Below are 15,888 nucleotides of genomic sequence, written 5' to 3'. Positions count from 1 at the left end.
TTATTTAACAGGAGAAATGCATGTTTGCGAAAGCCAAAGAGTGGGTAGAAGATGCACGCGAGCTTCTTAAAGAGTGTTTGAATGGCGAGAATTCAGATAAAAAGGAATCCGTAGGCCTTAATCCTGAGGAGCATCGTTACCCATCATTCACCGAAGAGATTTTGCCTTATCAATACTTTGATGAAGAATCCATGTTGTTTTTTAATGAATACAATGCCGGATTAATCTACCGCATTACGCCTTTAACCGGTGCGAATGAACACATAGCGGAGCAGCTCGATACTCTGCTGCAATCGAAAGTATCACACGATTTTACCTTGCAGCTCATTTGCGTGAAACACAACCAGGTGGGGCATGAGATTGAGGCCTTCACGCGTCAATTTGCCAAGAGTGAATTTAAAAATTTGAGCCTTTTGGGCGACAAGCTCAATGCCTTTTATCAAGATGCAGCCATTCATGGGTTTAAAACCAATACGAATATGATGCCTCGCTTGACCCATACCGAGTGCTTTATTGTCATTGACAAGGTAAATAAAGAGAACGAGCGCGATTTAAAAGCCTGTTTTGGACGATTTCGTGTGTCTTTCGAAGCCTCTTTAACTGCGGCTAAAATTAGGTTCAAACGAGCGGATGCCAATGATTTTTTATATCTGCTTCATTTTTATCTGGCTCATTGTCCTGATGAATTGGTTCCACGCCCGGTGTCTTATGATAAAACGAGACTTTTAAAAGAGCAGGTATTGTCGCATGATTTTAATTTAAACATTAAAAACGATACCGTACTGATTAGTGGAGTTAACTCCAAGGGACGTGCTTATGAAACAGCGGTGTCGGTGTTGACTATCGATAGTTTACCGAGACAGTACCATCTGTGGGAAAATATTAATAATACGAGCAATATTTTTCATCCTGATAAAAGCATTCCCTGTAATCATATCCTCTCAGTCACCTATCTTGTAGAAGAGCAGGGAAAGGCACAAGGGCGTGCTAATCGTAAAACCCGTGATTTGGATAAGAAATCAAAAAGTGATTATGCATTAAATGTAGCGGGCACTGAAACCCAGGCGCGTGAGTGGCGTACTTTTCGGGATGATTTATCAGCCCAAAAAACCCGATCCGTTAAAATGCTCTATAACGTGGTGCTTTTTTCAAGGCCTCATGAGAAAGATCGCGATATTGAAGCCACGCGCACTGTATATATGTTTAATGACATTAAACTCGCGCAATGCAAGCTGATGCAAGGGCCTTATTTTTTGGTTTCCATGCCCTTTTTTTTCACCGGCAATTTAGCCAAGGACTTTTCCCTCCCCACGATGATGTGGCCTATCTCCTCATGGAATGCCACCCAGTATATGCCGCTTCTTTCTGATTGGTCAGGTGTGGGTAAGGGGATTTTACTGCCCACCATGCGTGATCAGTTTGCTTGTATCGATCCTTTTTCGCCAGCACTTGGAACGAATTACAACATGGCGGTTACTGGAATGTCTGGCGGTGGTAAAAGCTTTTTCATTCAAATGCTGATGTTAAACATCCTGTTTAATGGTGGGGATATTTTTATCATTGATATCGGTGGAAGCTATAAAAAACTGTGTGAAGCTTTAGGCGGTACGTATCTCGAATACTCCAATCTTGCGATGAATCCGTTTACCCATGTCACCGATATTGCGCGTGAGCTTGATGACATCATTGCTTTATTTGAACTCTTAACCTGCCCTACCAGTGGTGCCACTGATGATGATAGAGGCACTTTAAGACAAGCCATTCTTTTAGCTTTTGATAAAACGCAGAATCAAACGCGCATTGATGGGGTGGCGAGTGAGTTATTGAGCCTCTACGAACAAGACCGTAAAACCTACCCCACGGCACGAATTTTGTCAAAAAACATGCAACGTTATTGTTCTGCTTCTGAGCATGGGAAAGCGTTTAATGAACCCTCCAAATTATCACCTGAAGCCCGCATGATTGTGGTTGATTTAAAAGAGATTGAAAACAACGAAAGCATTCGAGCACCGGTTCTTTTGTCGGTAATTTCTCAATTTCAAAGACGTATGTTTGGTTCTGATCGCGCCAAGCAAAAGATGTGCATTATTGATGAGGCCTGGTCTTTTTTTACAGGAGATGCCATTGCTACTAATTTCATTACCAAAGGGTTTAGAACCGGCAGAAGGCACAAGGCGTCCTTTGTCACCATTACTCAGGGGATTGCTGATTACTATGAGTTTATGGAAGCACGTGCTGCCTGGGAGAACTCTGCGTTGAAGCTTATTTTTTTACAGGATCAAGAGTCCTTGATGAAACATCAAAAAGAGCATGACACCTTTTCTGATTACGAGATGGAAATACTCAAATCCTTTCCCAAAGCCAAAGATGCAGGACTATCCCAGGTCTTGTTGCGTGCCAATGGTATTTCTTCATTCCATCGTTTGTTTGTCGATCCCTTTACTCAAGTGCTTTTATCCTCTGATGGTGATGATTATCAAGCAGTTCTTAATTATGTCGCACAGGGTTTAGATTTGATTGATGCGGTATCCCTGGTTGCTGAGGAACATTATGGGGACTCTCATGCGGCTTAGTCAGTTGGATGTAAAGCAATGGGCAATGGTAGGAACTGCCGGGGTTTTGGTGGTGCTGGTTCTTATGTTGATGGTATGGAAAAACCCCACACCTCTTGTGGTGGTGGATATGACCCGAGCCGTCCAGTCGCCCTCACTGATGCTGGCTCGTTCTAAACTGACTCCCGATGCACAATTAAAAATTATGAGTCGCTTTTCAACCCTGTTGCCCAAAATCGTTAAAGAGTATGGGCAAACACATCAAGTGACCGTTGTAAGTGCTGCAGTTTTGGCCAGTCACAATAACGTTGATGTGACCAATGAAGTCATTGCACTGACTATCGCAAGGATGAAACATGAAGGTTAATACAAAAGGGATCTTAAGTGTCCTTCTTGCGGGTTTTTGTACGCTTACTCCCCTGAGCCATGCCAAAAACATAGGTCATTATGGCCAGGTATTTCCAGTCATTGAAGAGGATTTCAGACAATTGATTATGAAACGACTCAATGCTATGCAAGACAATGGGGAGCTATTGCGCCATCAACGCGCAATTGAGCAACGGGTGGCCGCGCACATTATAAGGCCTAAGCCGTTGTATTTCACCACAACAAAAACCCCTAAGACTTTTCGCATCAACCCCACTGTTTTAGTGTCCCACGACGTATGGACTCCTGATGGGACATTGGTTGCTAAAAAAGGCATGTCCATTAATCCCTTTAATCACATTAAGTTTACGAAAACCCTGTTTTTTTTCAATGCAGACGATACCAATCAAGTGGCTTGGGTAAAAAAGCATTATAGCGATTATGGGCATGTGAAATTTATTTTAACCGGTGGCGATATTCGAGAGGCTGTCGCGCACTTTGGGCGAATCTATTTTGATTTAAATGGTGTGATTACGAGCCGGCTTCACATTAAGCATGTGCCGAGCGTTGTCAATCAAGACGGGCTTTTTTGGAAGGTTACTGAGATTGGAGCTCATGATGAATAAAGGTCTGTTTAGTCTTGCGCTGTGCTGTTTGTCGCTTATCGTGCCTCTTCATGCATCACAGTGTAAAGGCCATTTTGTAAATCCAATCACCGATGTGTGCTGGGATTGTTTGTTTCCCTTAACCATTGGCGCATCAAAGGTTGTAAAAAGCCATCATCCAGATACAAAGGACAGCCCAAGCAGTCCTTTGTGTTCTTGTCCCAATAAAGGGCAGTTGGTGGGCGTCACCATTGGCTTTTGGGAGCCTTTTGCCTTGGTTGATGTGACCAGGAAGCCTTATTGTATGGTTAATTTAGGGGTGCAACTGAATATTAAAGACCAGGGTTTAGGCGGTTCGCAAATGCCAGATACTGATGGTCGTGGGGCTTTTTATTACGTGCATTGGTATAAATATCCGCTGATGTATTGGTTGCAGGTAGTCACATCAATTGGGTGTATGGAGACTCAAGATTTTGACATCATGTTCCCCTCAGAGCTTGATCCTACCTGGAATGATTCAGAGTTTGCTTTTATCCAAAACCCAGAAGCGACACTGTTTAGCAGTCCACCAGCACGTGAAGCCTGTGCTTTGGATGCAACAAAGGCATTGGCAGGAACAGCCGTTGATTCTCTTTTTTGGTGCCAGGGCGCACAAGGCTCAACCTATCCTTTAACAGGGTTTGTGGCCAATCAGTCCAGTCCTATTTCAGCGGCAGCGCTTCTTGCAGAACGAGCTGATTTTAAATTGCATCGAATCGGTGCCATTACAGATTCTGTGGGTAAAGACTCGCCTGCGATTTGTAAAACTTATAAATCGGCCATTTTGCCTAAAAGCCGTTATCGCTATCAGTTGGTCAATACCCTGCCGGATGCGCGTCAATGTCATCCGTTTGGACGCTCAGTTATTACCTGGGAAGCGGGGCACACCAAACCTGGTGACGGGGATAATTTTGGGTTTTTAATCTGGCGAAAAAGAAATTGTTGTTTTATTTAAAAAGAGGAGTGTTTCAATGATTGACCATTTGATGGTGAAACAGAAGATGATGAAGAGTTCAGCTCTTATGTGGCTTATGTTTTGCGGTTATTATTTTTTTGTTGGTGCGCTGTGTCTCCTGGTTATAGTCGCAGAGCAAGCGGTGGCGAATAGTGATTTTGCGCGTGATGGATTTGTGGTTGTTTTTCTTTGTTGTGGTGTCCTGGTTGGTTTTTTTCTGTGGTGTATTAGCACGGGTTCCAGGTTCTTTTTCATGGATGTATTTTTAAAAAAATACCGATGGGTTGAGGCATTCAAAAACCTTATTGACTTCTTGTTTTGTATTAGTGTGATGTTTGCTCCTGCTTTTTTTATAAAATTTAACCCAGAGAAAAGAGACGATTTACAGTTCATAGTGCTGAGCCTATTGTCCTTATTTTTATTGTTGTGGATTATCTCCTTATTATGCCGTGTTGTGCGAGTCCGTAAGGGGCTTAATCATGACTAATAAAACAGTATGGTTCTTTGTGATGTGTTGGTCTGTGGCAGGATGGGCTAATACGAATGACGATATAGCCGCGTATCAATCTCAAGCAATACGTCAATCATCAGAGATTCCGAGTGCAACAATAGAATCATTGAATGTTAAATCATCACAGGTTCAAGCGGAGCACAAAACATTGATTGATACTCTGATGCAAAGTGCTGTAAGTGGTGTGCCCGCAAAGCAAAGACCCCAAGGAGCTGAGGGTGCTGTTTTGTTTGTATCATTTTCCATGCCTGATTCGCTTTTATTGGCACTCGCCGATGAAGCCGCGCGATTTAATATTCCTGTAGTGATTAATGGTCTTGTTGACAAAGACTTTAAAAAAACCATTGAAACGTTCAAGCGCCTTAATACAGACGCACAAAAAGATCATTTAAATTTTAAAGGGATATCGATTGATCCCGTATGGTTTACCCAATTTCATATTAAATCCGTTCCAGCATTGATAGTAACCGAACGCCCAAAAACCTGTGCGTCAGGGAGTGATTGTGACAACCAACCCTTTGATGTGGTGTATGGCAATGCGAGTATAAAAAATGCTTTAGAGCTGATTGCTGAAAGGGGCGATGTGGGTGCAGCTCTAGCACAAACTATTTTGGAGAACGGCCATGTCTAGAAGTTTTTGTGTACTGGTATTAAGCCTTGGATTTTCACTCACTACCTTTGCTAATACGATGGCACAAGACTTCCAAAAATCAAAGGAGTATGCGAAGTCATTGAGCACACAACCACTTAATGCCATGAACCAATTTCGTCCTGATACAACGTTCAAAGACTATAACAGTGCGCCTGCCCAAGAACGTTATTATCAAGGAATTGAAGTAGAAAAAACGGATTTAACGCATGAGGCAACCAGTGCATTAAAGAATGATGCAGGAGGAAAAACAGTAGTGGAACATTTTGGTGAAAATCAAATTGATGTGAATAAAAACAGCAGCGCTATTAAAAATGCCAAGCTCATTGAGGATGAAAGTTATGCTCTGACTCATGGACTGTCCAATGATAAGGTGAATTGTGAGGAACAGCCTAAAACGTGCGAGATAAAAACTCATGAAGAGACTTGCCATACCTCAAGACAGTTACCAGACCAGGCATGTATGAAGAAACGCATCGTTTCTGTTAGTTCAGAACACATGAATCAAAGGGCTGACTTTGAGGTATGGGTTGCCAGAAAATGGACGGGGTACATCACAGTCAATCTAATAACAGGTGCCATGAGTAATGGCCAGGGCGGTCATCTTACTAATCCTTTAAAGTTGACTCATCCCTGCGAGAAGATGACGGCTACCGTTCATTCGGTTCTAAATAATGGCCAAAGAGCTAATTGGGTCAGTATCGCAGGCCTCCCCAGTTGCCAAAATAATGCGGTCATTACCCTTTATATTGGCGATAAATTTAGCCGTTATTACCCGCTACAAATTGCATTAACCGTTGATGTTCAATCCAAAGCTTATGTTAGCGAAGAGCATTGGGATAACTCCTGTGAGCCACTCGATGCAACGGGTCTTTGTCATAAGGTCGAGGAACAATGCACGGATTCAAATGCTACCCGTGTAATCGATGGAATTCCTGTAACTCGTGATTGTTGGCAGTATGATGCAACCTACAGCTGTGCCTCAGCTAAAGCGGATGAGTGCCGTGTGCAGCGTGATAAAGGGTGTATGCAAACGAGATCACGTTGTGCGCAGACCGAGAACAATGCCTGCTCACTCTACGAACAAGTCTACAGCTGTCAGGAAACAGTGTGTCCCGCAACAGTATCTTGTGTGAAGAACCTTTTTTGTGCTGATGGCGATTGCACCGAGAAGCGGGCTACTCAAAATGATGATTTTGCTACCAGCGTGATTCCTCTTGCGGTTGTTGGTGAGGCGGGGCGAGAGTTTAGTAAAACGCAAGCTTCTCTGTTTTCAGGACACCCTGTTCAATGCAAAATTTGGTTTTGGGAACTTATTGACTGTTGTTCGAACAAAGGCTGGGCTGACAAAATTCATCTTGATTTGTGCCGTGAAGAAGACAAGGAATTAGGAAAAGCCAAGCTTAGTTATTTAGCCCATTACGTTGGGGAGTATTGCAGTCTCAAAGATCCAATCCTTGGTAGCTGCCTTGAGCATAAACGTACTTATTGTGTTTTTGACAGCAAAATGGCGCGTATTATTCAAGAAGAAGGGCGATTAGGTCAGCTTAATCCCAATGCATTAGGTGATGCAGAGCACGCAACCTGTTCAGGCCTAAGTGTGGCCGAATTACAGCAATTGGATATGGGGCGTATTGATTTTGTCAGCCCCGTCTATCCGTATCCTTTTGGAACCGCTTCAAAAGATGCGGGTATTGTTGGGGATGTGGCACTTAAAAATACTGACTCAGAAAAAACTATGGATGAAATAAAACGACGTATCCAGAAAGAGGCGACCAAATCATGAAATTATTCGCATGCCTTTTGATGTTAATGACCACCCAGGCGTTTGCCGATTTAACGAGTGTTCCTGCTCATGGATTTCATTGGTACAGCATGGATGCAGAAGAGCCGATTACTAAGCCAATACAAAAATCGCCACGCGCTCCAAAATTAACCCCTTATGAACAACTGATGGAAGTTCGAAAAGCCACACTGAATAAACTTGCTAGTGCTTTAATTGAACCCTCATTTGATACCACATTGGAATATATGAAAGCCCAACAGGGATATGCCAAAAACAACCAGAAATTTGTGCAGTATTGGCAACAGGTCTTATTGGTGCATCCAGAACTGGATCACACTTTAAATTTTCCAACGGATAACTCAGCTATTGCCATTCGAAATGACGGGGCGAATGCTCTGATTGAAAAAGTAGTGAATGAGGCCTCCAAGCATTATGGATTGATTCTGTTTTATAAAGGGAACAGTTCCATATCCCAAAAATTCATCATTCATTTAGTGCCTTTTGTGCAAGCCTCGCATTTTTCAATGATTTCAGTCACGACCGATGGGCAGCCCATTGAAGGACTGCCTAATCCCAGGAGTGTGCCATTAGAGGTGGTGCAAAAAACAATGAATTTGCAATCACGTTATATGCCGGCTCTTTTTCTGGTCAATCTTAAAACGCAAAAAATGTCACCCTTGTCCTACGGCTTTGTTTCCTTGACGGAATTAAAACAGCGATTATTGGATGTGGTGACCAATTATAAACGATTCAGCTATGAGGGGCTTTCAGAATGATGCGACGCACAATGCTATTACTCTTACTGATTTTAACACAAGCGGCCTATGCTAATGTGGCGGTGGATGAGCTTAATGCACTTCTGACACCTAAGGCCACAGCTCAAAAGCAAGATCCTGAGATAAAGGATTTATCTGACAATTATTATTTCGTTTTTATTTATCGCGCAACTTGCCCCCATTGCCATAATTTCGCACCTATTTTGAACGATTTTTCTGAAACGTTTCATATCAAGGTGCGTGCCTATAGTTTGGATAATGCGCCTCTTGATGGATTTGAGGCAAGTCCTTTAACGCCGGATCTTTTTCAAACATTTTATGTAGGTGGTGGTTATAAGCCTACGGTTCCCGCTTTGTTTTTAGTGAATCGCCATACCTTAGAGGCCTATGCGGTGTTGTTTGGTGAGGCCTCCCCTTATCAGCTGGCACGCCGAATCCACGAATTAAAGCAACACATTGAGGAGAAATTCCATGATTAAAGCCCTTGTTTTATTGAGCACTGTGCTCATAACCACCGGTGTATACGCCCTAACAAACCTTGATATGAATAGTGCATCTCTTAAGTTAAACCATTCGGTAAAGAAAATGGTCGCGCAAGCCTTGCAACCCAAAGCTACAGAATTCTCTTCTCAAGGTGCTTTGTTTTCGAGAAATCAGGTGATGAATATGAAACTCAAGCAGATAGATTTACCTAAGTATAAAAATAAACCGTGTAGCGATTTGGATACATTGTTTCATCAGTGCAAGAATAAAGCGCTAAAAAATAATGCTTCCTTAAATCACGAGCAACATTCTAAACGCATTGAAAGACACGTCCAGACTAGTCTAATTCAGGGGAAGATTCATGATTAAACCCTTGGCAGTCGGATTATCCATTGTTTTAAGCAGTCACGCATGCGCCACAGCAAGCAGCGATCTGAATCATTTTTTTAATAATTTAGGCTATTCAGCTAATGTAACGGGTGCTTCTTCCTATGAATCACAAGCAGCAGGCTTTGCCTCTCTAGGTTCGGTGTATGCCAGAAATCAGGTGCGAAGCATTCAAATAGCCCACGTTGATGTACCAGGTATACGTTCAGGATGTGGCGGAATTGATATTACTGCGGGTGGCTTTTCTTTTATTAAGTCGGAGCAAATAGTGAATTTCATGCAAAATATTTTAAGTAATGGCGCAGGCTACGCCTTAAATCTGGCTTTAGAAACCGAGCTACCTGAAATCGCCCATTCCATGCAATTCATGCAAAAGCTCGCTAACGACATCAACGGAACTAACTTTAATTCGTGTGAGATGGGTGAAAATCTGGCAGCTTCCGTCTGGCCTAAGAATCGGGCGGCGCACCAGAGGCTTTGCGAAGACATAGGGCGTCATAAAAGTGGTTTTTCCGACTGGGCTGAGGCGCGTCAGAAGTGTTCAACAGATGGAGGAATGAAAGAGCAACTGGAGGCCGCTAAAAAAAGTCCTGAATACAAAGACCGGGTTTTATTAGATACCAATGTGGTTTGGGATGCCTTACAACTCAATGAGTTTATTAAATCCGATAAAAGTCTTTCTGAAGTGTACATGTCTATTTCAGGAACCCTGGTATTTGATGCCAAAGGTGGGGTTCAAACCTATCCTTCACTAGCTACTAATCAAGACTTCATTAAAGCATTGCTTTATGGAGGAAAATTACCCAGTTATACATGCAGCGATACAGGCAAGCCCATTAAATGTGTGGAGATTAACGTACAGGGCAGTCAAACGATCGATAGTAAAGACGCGCTGGTGTTCCAGGTGCAAACCTTACTCCAGGGAGTTTATGAAAGTATTAAATCGGGAACCGCACTTACGCCTGAGCAAAAGGGATTAATTGAGCTCACACAGCCTTCTGTTTTTCAATTGATTTCGGCCAGTGCCCAACAAAATATTGGTATTCAGAGCAGCTATGAGCTGGCGCAAAGTGTGGCGACCGATTTACTTGCCCAATACCTGGCTAATTCTCTTGAAGTGATTCGCGCATCGCTTGCTGGTAAAGATATAGGACGGATTAATGAAGACAAGCTTTTTAAGAATCTGCAAGTGGCACAACAATTTGTAGAGCACTTTAATAGCGATACCCGAGCGCGTTTTAACTCAGCACTGACCACCAATCAATTGGTGCAAAACAATGTAAAACAAGCATTAAATGCACTCAATCCCATCTTAAGGCAAACCTATACTGGAGGGGCACAATGAGCCCATTATTGATTTACACCCCACAAAATGGGATTTATTTAAAAGAATTGCTCGATGGGATGGCGGCTTTATTGGGCACATCAACTTTTACCACGGCCTGTGACATCATTATGATTTTATCAGTCGGCATGGTGGGTGTGCAGTATGTGATGGGTAAAAAGTTGGAATCGTTGACCCGCTTTGTGTTCACCACCTTTTTAGTCACCTATTGCATGCTTGGCATTCGGGTGCCTGTGGCCATTATTGACATGCAAACAGCCGAAGGGGCAGGGGAGGCATTAACCGTGGATCATGTTCCCTTAGGTGTTGCACTGCCAGCTTCGATCATTAGCGGGATGGGTTATGGAATCACATCCGCCTTTAGTGACGTGTTTCATATGCCCGATAGTTTGGAGTACAACAAAACAGGGATGATTTTTGGTGCAAGAACATGGCTTGCTGCGACCCAAACAAGACTGTCCATGTCGCCTGATTTGGCTGCCGACATGTCGGCTTATATTCGTCAATGTGTGTTTTCTGCAAAACTTTTGGCAAGTCATCAAATCAGCCCACAAGAACTGGTGAATAGTGGGAGTCTGATTAAAACGTACTTTGACAACCCTTCACCTATTTATCGGGTGATTTTGCATGATGGGACTAATTTAAGTTGTGGTGACGCTGCATCCAATTTGAAAAAACGACTTCCGATTGCAGCAAAGATTGAGTTGGAACGCTTAAATCATTTAGTCACAACAGGCAGTAACTCAAAAATCAATACAACAACCTTTAGTGATAGATTGCAAGCAGCACACACCTATTACATGAATATAACCACGGATGCAGCTGATACGCTCACTCAAAACATATTAATTAATGCAACCCGAGATGCCGCGGCTGATGCCTTTGCTTTTTCTGGTGCAGATGCTGCCCTCATGAATTACACCAACACGAACAGCACCCAAAAAATGCATATAGCCGAGGCCAATAGCTTTTGGCTTGCAGGATTTCGCCTGCCTTATTACATGAGCGTGATGTGGATGTTGACCCTGTGTATTTTTCCATTAGTAGTCCTTATTTCATTTTTCCCTACTATGAGCAATGTGTATTTCTTATACCTGCAATCGCAGGTCTATCTTTGGTCATGGCCGCCGATGTTCATTATCTTTCATTGGTTTGTCTCTATGGCTTCAAGTGCCACCATCACTCTTTTTGGTGAAAAAACGGGAGGAGTGACGTTTTCCAATATTGATTCGCTGGCTACCTTGCACAGCAATTTTGCTTATACCGCAGGGGCACTTGCTACAAGTGTGCCCGTTCTTGCCTATTATATTACTAAGGGTCTGGGGAGTATTTTAAGTACGTCATCACAACATTTTGGTGGTATGGCGCAATCCTTGTCGGTTAGTGAAGCGCAATCTGCGGCTCAGGGCAATATATCCATGGCCTCCTACAGTGGATGGAATATGAATTACGACAATACCAGTGCCAATAACTTATCGGCAAACAAACACGATTCTAACTGGACAAACATGCACGGGATGCATACCGAGCAAACGGGAACTGGCGTGCTAAAAACCACCACCGGTAATGGAGGGGCTGTTTATGATGTTACGCCTGGGATGTCAAAAGGTCCTGTGCATATTTCTGATTCAAAAGCGTTGAGTGGCTCATTAAATCAAGCCTTTGAAGAATCAAAGCAGGCAGCGGCTAATGAAAGTCAGCACTATCAAACGTCTTTATCTAATTTTGCTCATAGTGCAGTGCAGTTATCTAAAGTGCAGGGGCATGAGATGCGCCTGGGCGATGGGGTGTCTGAAAGTGAATCAGGTCAATACAACCAGGCACTTTCTACCATGACCCATATTGCCTCTGATGTGGCTAAACGTGAAGGGATAACTCAAGAAGATGCATTGGCACGTATGACCTCCGCAGGATTAAACGTGCATGCAGGGGTTGCTAGTGAGAAAAGTATCTTGGGAACCGTTGGGCGATTAGCTTTTGGAGCAACTGGAGGAGTTGATGGTCATACTAAGGTCGACAGATCATCAACCAGTAGCGATCGGTTCCATGAAGGCACGGACAGTAGTGTTTCTGCAAAAGAGACACAAGATTTTAATCAAGCACTCAATTATGTGAGTCATTTCGCCCAAACGCATCATCTGGATGACAGCCACTCCGAAGGGGCGAGCCTTTCTAATCAGATGGGCGCTGATTTACGAGACGCACAAACCGCAAGTCATAACTACGATGCATCGATGTCTAAATCATCACGCATCAGCTCCGCTAGAAGTTATGTGGAGTCCAATTCAGACCAAATCACCACCGATTTGAATCAGGCATTCTCAGGCTTTGTTGCAAGCCGCGTTAAGGACTCGGGTCGTGATGCATTGTATTCTAATCCTTCGGATATGGGTTCATTAAACCAACTCCAAAAACTGGGGAGTGACTTTATTGCAGAGCGTCGTGACCATTTAATCGCGCAGTACGGCAATGAAGGAAAAAGCGCTGCGGTTGACTCTGTTTATCAAAACGCGGCCACGCCATTAAGCGCTAAAGAAGCAGAAATGAGCGCAAGTCATCATGCGAACAGTGATTCATTACAGGCCTCTGGAGCCGCTATGGGAGTGGGCGTGGATAAAGAGCGTGCCGAACGCATGCAACAAAAAATAAACCATCAGGTGGATGCCACTGTGAATAAAACCAGTAGCGGAGGAGGGCGTTTAAAGAGTCAATATCAAAAGGCGGTTGAAACTACAAACAATGATGTAACGACAGGGAAAAAATTGGGGCAGGCCAATGTAAATCCAATCCTACCTAACGCAATAAGTGAATGGGTTGATCATCACGACAAATCAGCCCCAAAAAAGGAGCTCATCCATGAATAACCAAGAAATGAATACGCATGAATTAAAAAAAGCAATCACCGAAGATATTGAAACATTAAAAACACTGGAAGTGGATATTATGCCAGCGCATGAGTACTACAAGGCTAATGTTCAACTGTTTGTTCGGGTGTTTCTTAAACTATATGGAGTGATCCTTCTGGGCTATCTTCTTCCTTGTCCTTTTTATTGGAAGTCATTGATGAGTGAGACTGCATATGGGCTATTGTCTGCATTTTTTTGGATGTCAGTACTTGCTCTTGGTTTATGTCTTTTTGCCTTTCTCTTTATTTACAGCGCGTTAAATCACTACATTTTGATTGACTGTCAATTGAAAAACAAGCTTAAAACAGGGGGGTTGATGGTGAAACAAATAAGACGTGCTGGAACCATTGCTTATCGCATTTATGCCGCAACCGTCCTCACCCTTTCTCTTTTTTTGTTTCCAGGGTGTGCTTTATTCATCGCCTTTGGCGCTTTTTTTATCAGCGGTATAGTAACCAGTATTCTTGTTGAGATGGAACTCAATCGCATTGGAATTAGCACGCTGTTTACTCTGGTAAAAAACTATTTTGATAAGGACAAAACGCTTAGGGCTGAATTCTCCCAAAACAAATAAAACCAACCCAAAAGACTAAATTTTAACCACAAAAGCAAGTAGTGGAAGCCGCTGCTTTGCCCAAACAGAGGATAAGAGGTGACACAATGAATAATGAATCCAATTACAAACATTACACCCGAGGCGGCCAGATTTCATTTCATAATCTGCGCATGTGGTTTCAGATTAACAAAGCACTCTTTCATGTGTACTTATTTATTTGGGCAGGATTAAGTGTTCTATTAACCTGTATTGTTGCACCGCATGGAATGATAAGTCAGACATTGTCCTATCATGGCGCTCATTTTTACCATCTAGCTGGGATACCCCATCAGTTTTCTATCCCTGTTAAAGGAGGGTATGCACTACAAACAGTGGAACAGATACTCAACAATCACTATTTTTCTGCAACTTCGGACAGGTTAGTGAGCCTGTTTTTACAATCGACTCTATGGGGCTTTCCCTTGTCGTTGATTGTGGCACTTTTAGTAAGTCGATATTTTATTTATCGAGGGAAGGTGCAAACGCAAAATCAATTTATTCGAGGAGCGAGTTTAGTGCCCTCAGAAACGCTTAAAAAACAAATAATCAAACAAGGAAAAGCATCTGATTTAAACCTGGATGGATTTCCTTTGTTACACGGTGCAGAGGTGCAGCATTTTTTGGTGCATGGCACGGTCGGCATGGGAAAAAGTCAGTTAATTATGAAATTGATGGATTGTTTGCGGGCACGAGGCGATCGGGTGATTGTTTATGATAAGGGGTGTACGTTTACTCAGGCCTATTTTCAGGAAGGGCATGATGTCTTACTCAATCCTTTTGATGCACGCTGCGCTAATTGGGATTTATGGCTGGAAGCCCCAAAAGACGAACTACTGGAAAATATGGCAGAAAGCCTTATTCCAATGCATGGAGAAAACGATCCGTTTTGGGTTAACGCAGCACGTACCGTATTTGCCTGCCTTGCCAGTCGAATGCGAGAGGATAAGGAGCGTTCATTATCCAAGTTGTTAGGTTTACTTGTAACTGGCGAGTTTAGTGAGCTGGAACCTTATCTTGCTGGCACGGCTGCCGCGACTTTAGTCAGTAATAAAATAGAAAAAACAGCCATTTCTATTCGCTCGGTTATTACAACTTATCTTAAATCAATGCAGTCGTTAAGTGGTCTTGAAGAATCAGGACGAAGCCCCTTTTCCATTCGTGATTATCTATTAAATAAAGATTTGGAAGGTTGGCTTTTTATATCAAGCAATGGAGAACAACATAAATCTTTAAAACCGTTGATTTCCATGTGGATTGCTATGGCATCCCTAACCCTCTTAAGTTTGCCAGAAGATGCAAACAGACGCATTTGGTTTATTTGTGATGAGCTGCCCAGCTTGCACAAATTACCCCTGCTGGGTGAAACCATTGCCGAAGTCAGGAAATTTGGCGGTTGTTTCCTGCTGGGAATGCAAAGTTTTAGCCAGTTAGAGAAGGTCTATGGTCGTAGTGGGGCTGCTGAAATTTTTGATTTGCTCAATACTCGTGCCTTTTTTGCAAGCCCTAGCCATGAAATGGCACAGCTTGTAAGTAAGGAGCTGGGGGATGAGGAAATTGATGACACCCGAGAAAATTATTCTTATGGAGCCAACTCCATTCGTGACGGTATTTCGCTAGGTAAAAATCGTATAACGCGTCCCTTGGTGACTTATCCTGAAGTTATGGGACTTGATCCACTGACCTGTTATCTGCGCTTGCCTGGTCAATACCCTATTACTAAATTGGAACTTCACTACCAAAAACGAGATGCAAAGGCCTCAGGTTTTATATCTCGAACCCTACCTTCTACTCCTGCATGCAATGCAAATCTTAAAAATACGCCTGTTGTTAATGACACAACAGACAATCGTTTTGATGTTCAGGCACCAGCTAATACTAAGCGAGTCGAGCGTGAGTGCGATATGGAATCCATTTTTCAATAAAGGAATAAATC

Annotated in this window: 14 protein-coding genes; all 14 read left to right on the top strand. The window is 42.9% G+C overall.

The genetic code is table 11. From position 1 onward, the window contains the following. Nucleotides 1-20 precede the first annotated feature (20 nt). Entirely contained in the window at nucleotides 21-2,573 is a 2,553-nt protein-coding gene (traC, locus tag HRS36_RS18065; RefSeq protein WP_173238649.1) for a type IV secretion system protein TraC, read from the top strand. Next, the gene (locus HRS36_RS18060; RefSeq protein ID WP_173238648.1) at nucleotides 2,563-2,919 is read left to right on the top strand and encodes a TrbI F-type domain-containing protein; all 357 of its coding nucleotides are present in this window, start codon (nucleotides 2,563-2,565) and stop codon (nucleotides 2,917-2,919) included. The genes traC and HRS36_RS18060 overlap by 11 nt, the downstream gene beginning before the upstream one ends. Then, nucleotides 2,909-3,544 carry a type-F conjugative transfer system protein TraW gene (gene traW, locus HRS36_RS18055; protein ID WP_173238647.1) on the top strand — a complete coding sequence of 212 codons (636 nt, stop codon included), beginning with the start codon at nucleotides 2,909-2,911 and terminating at the stop codon, nucleotides 3,542-3,544. The genes HRS36_RS18060 and traW overlap by 11 nt, the downstream gene beginning before the upstream one ends. Beyond that, complete coding sequence (gene traU, locus HRS36_RS18050; protein WP_420814341.1) at nucleotides 3,534-4,517, top strand: conjugal transfer pilus assembly protein TraU; 984 nt, start codon at nucleotides 3,534-3,536, stop codon at nucleotides 4,515-4,517. The genes traW and traU overlap by 11 nt, the downstream gene beginning before the upstream one ends. Nucleotides 4,518-4,533: 16 nt before the next feature. Beyond that, a complete protein-coding gene (locus tag HRS36_RS18045; RefSeq protein ID WP_173238645.1) occupies nucleotides 4,534-5,004 on the top strand; it encodes a hypothetical protein in 471 nt (156 codons plus the stop codon). Beyond that, a complete protein-coding gene (trbC, locus tag HRS36_RS18040) occupies nucleotides 4,997-5,659 on the top strand; it encodes a type-F conjugative transfer system pilin assembly protein TrbC (protein WP_173238644.1) in 663 nt (220 codons plus the stop codon). Before HRS36_RS18045 ends, trbC begins: the two co-directional genes overlap by 8 nt. Beyond that, on the top strand, nucleotides 5,652-7,463 hold the full coding sequence (gene traN, locus HRS36_RS18035) for a type-F conjugative transfer system mating-pair stabilization protein TraN (RefSeq protein ID WP_173238643.1): 1,812 nt from the start codon (nucleotides 5,652-5,654) through the stop codon (nucleotides 7,461-7,463). Before trbC ends, traN begins: the two co-directional genes overlap by 8 nt. Next, complete coding sequence (traF, locus tag HRS36_RS18030) at nucleotides 7,460-8,239, top strand: type-F conjugative transfer system pilin assembly protein TraF (RefSeq protein WP_173238642.1); 780 nt, start codon at nucleotides 7,460-7,462, stop codon at nucleotides 8,237-8,239. Before traN ends, traF begins: the two co-directional genes overlap by 4 nt. Next, on the top strand, nucleotides 8,236-8,718 hold the full coding sequence (gene trbB, locus HRS36_RS18025) for a type-F conjugative transfer system pilin assembly thiol-disulfide isomerase TrbB (protein ID WP_173238641.1): 483 nt from the start codon (nucleotides 8,236-8,238) through the stop codon (nucleotides 8,716-8,718). The genes traF and trbB overlap by 4 nt, the downstream gene beginning before the upstream one ends. Continuing rightward, nucleotides 8,711-9,091, top strand: a complete 381-nt coding sequence (locus tag HRS36_RS18020; protein WP_173238640.1) for a hypothetical protein — start codon at nucleotides 8,711-8,713, stop codon at nucleotides 9,089-9,091. Before trbB ends, HRS36_RS18020 begins: the two co-directional genes overlap by 8 nt. Further along, complete coding sequence (locus HRS36_RS18015) at nucleotides 9,084-10,454, top strand: conjugal transfer protein TraH (protein ID WP_173238639.1); 1,371 nt, start codon at nucleotides 9,084-9,086, stop codon at nucleotides 10,452-10,454. The genes HRS36_RS18020 and HRS36_RS18015 overlap by 8 nt, the downstream gene beginning before the upstream one ends. Next, nucleotides 10,451-13,318 (top strand): conjugal transfer mating-pair stabilization protein TraG, encoded by a 2,868-nt coding sequence (traG, locus tag HRS36_RS18010; RefSeq protein WP_173238638.1) that lies wholly within the window; start codon nucleotides 10,451-10,453, stop codon nucleotides 13,316-13,318. Before HRS36_RS18015 ends, traG begins: the two co-directional genes overlap by 4 nt. Continuing rightward, nucleotides 13,311-13,934, top strand: coding sequence for a hypothetical protein (locus HRS36_RS18005; protein ID WP_173238637.1), 624 nt, complete (start codon nucleotides 13,311-13,313; stop codon nucleotides 13,932-13,934). Before traG ends, HRS36_RS18005 begins: the two co-directional genes overlap by 8 nt. An 86-nt stretch (nucleotides 13,935-14,020) precedes the next feature. After that, nucleotides 14,021-15,877 carry a type IV conjugative transfer system coupling protein TraD gene (traD, locus tag HRS36_RS18000; protein ID WP_173238636.1) on the top strand — a complete coding sequence of 619 codons (1,857 nt, stop codon included), beginning with the start codon at nucleotides 14,021-14,023 and terminating at the stop codon, nucleotides 15,875-15,877. The last annotated feature ends 11 nt before the right edge of the window (nucleotides 15,878-15,888 follow it).

Source organism: Legionella antarctica (assembly GCF_011764505.1).
GTDB lineage: Bacteria > Pseudomonadota > Gammaproteobacteria > Legionellales > Legionellaceae > Legionella > Legionella antarctica.
This window is presented reverse-complemented; position numbering and strand designations above follow the sequence as displayed.

What these genes read in the sequence shown, in the direction of transcription:
- traC (WP_173238649.1), top strand. Translation starts at nt 21, where the DNA reads ATGTTTGCGAAAGCCAAAGAGTGGGTAGAAGATGCACGCGAGCTTCTT.
- HRS36_RS18060 (WP_173238648.1), top strand. Translation starts at nt 2,563, where the DNA reads ATGCGGCTTAGTCAGTTGGATGTAAAGCAATGGGCAATGGTAGGAACT.
- traW (WP_173238647.1), top strand. Translation starts at nt 2,909, where the DNA reads ATGAAGGTTAATACAAAAGGGATCTTAAGTGTCCTTCTTGCGGGTTTT.
- traU (WP_420814341.1), top strand. Translation starts at nt 3,534, where the DNA reads ATGATGAATAAAGGTCTGTTTAGTCTTGCGCTGTGCTGTTTGTCGCTT.
- HRS36_RS18045 (WP_173238645.1), top strand. Translation starts at nt 4,534, where the DNA reads ATGATTGACCATTTGATGGTGAAACAGAAGATGATGAAGAGTTCAGCT.
- trbC (WP_173238644.1), top strand. Translation starts at nt 4,997, where the DNA reads ATGACTAATAAAACAGTATGGTTCTTTGTGATGTGTTGGTCTGTGGCA.
- traN (WP_173238643.1), top strand. Translation starts at nt 5,652, where the DNA reads ATGTCTAGAAGTTTTTGTGTACTGGTATTAAGCCTTGGATTTTCACTC.
- traF (WP_173238642.1), top strand. Translation starts at nt 7,460, where the DNA reads ATGAAATTATTCGCATGCCTTTTGATGTTAATGACCACCCAGGCGTTT.
- trbB (WP_173238641.1), top strand. Translation starts at nt 8,236, where the DNA reads ATGATGCGACGCACAATGCTATTACTCTTACTGATTTTAACACAAGCG.
- HRS36_RS18020 (WP_173238640.1), top strand. Translation starts at nt 8,711, where the DNA reads ATGATTAAAGCCCTTGTTTTATTGAGCACTGTGCTCATAACCACCGGT.
- HRS36_RS18015 (WP_173238639.1), top strand. Translation starts at nt 9,084, where the DNA reads ATGATTAAACCCTTGGCAGTCGGATTATCCATTGTTTTAAGCAGTCAC.
- traG (WP_173238638.1), top strand. Translation starts at nt 10,451, where the DNA reads ATGAGCCCATTATTGATTTACACCCCACAAAATGGGATTTATTTAAAA.
- HRS36_RS18005 (WP_173238637.1), top strand. Translation starts at nt 13,311, where the DNA reads ATGAATAACCAAGAAATGAATACGCATGAATTAAAAAAAGCAATCACC.
- traD (WP_173238636.1), top strand. Translation starts at nt 14,021, where the DNA reads ATGAATAATGAATCCAATTACAAACATTACACCCGAGGCGGCCAGATT.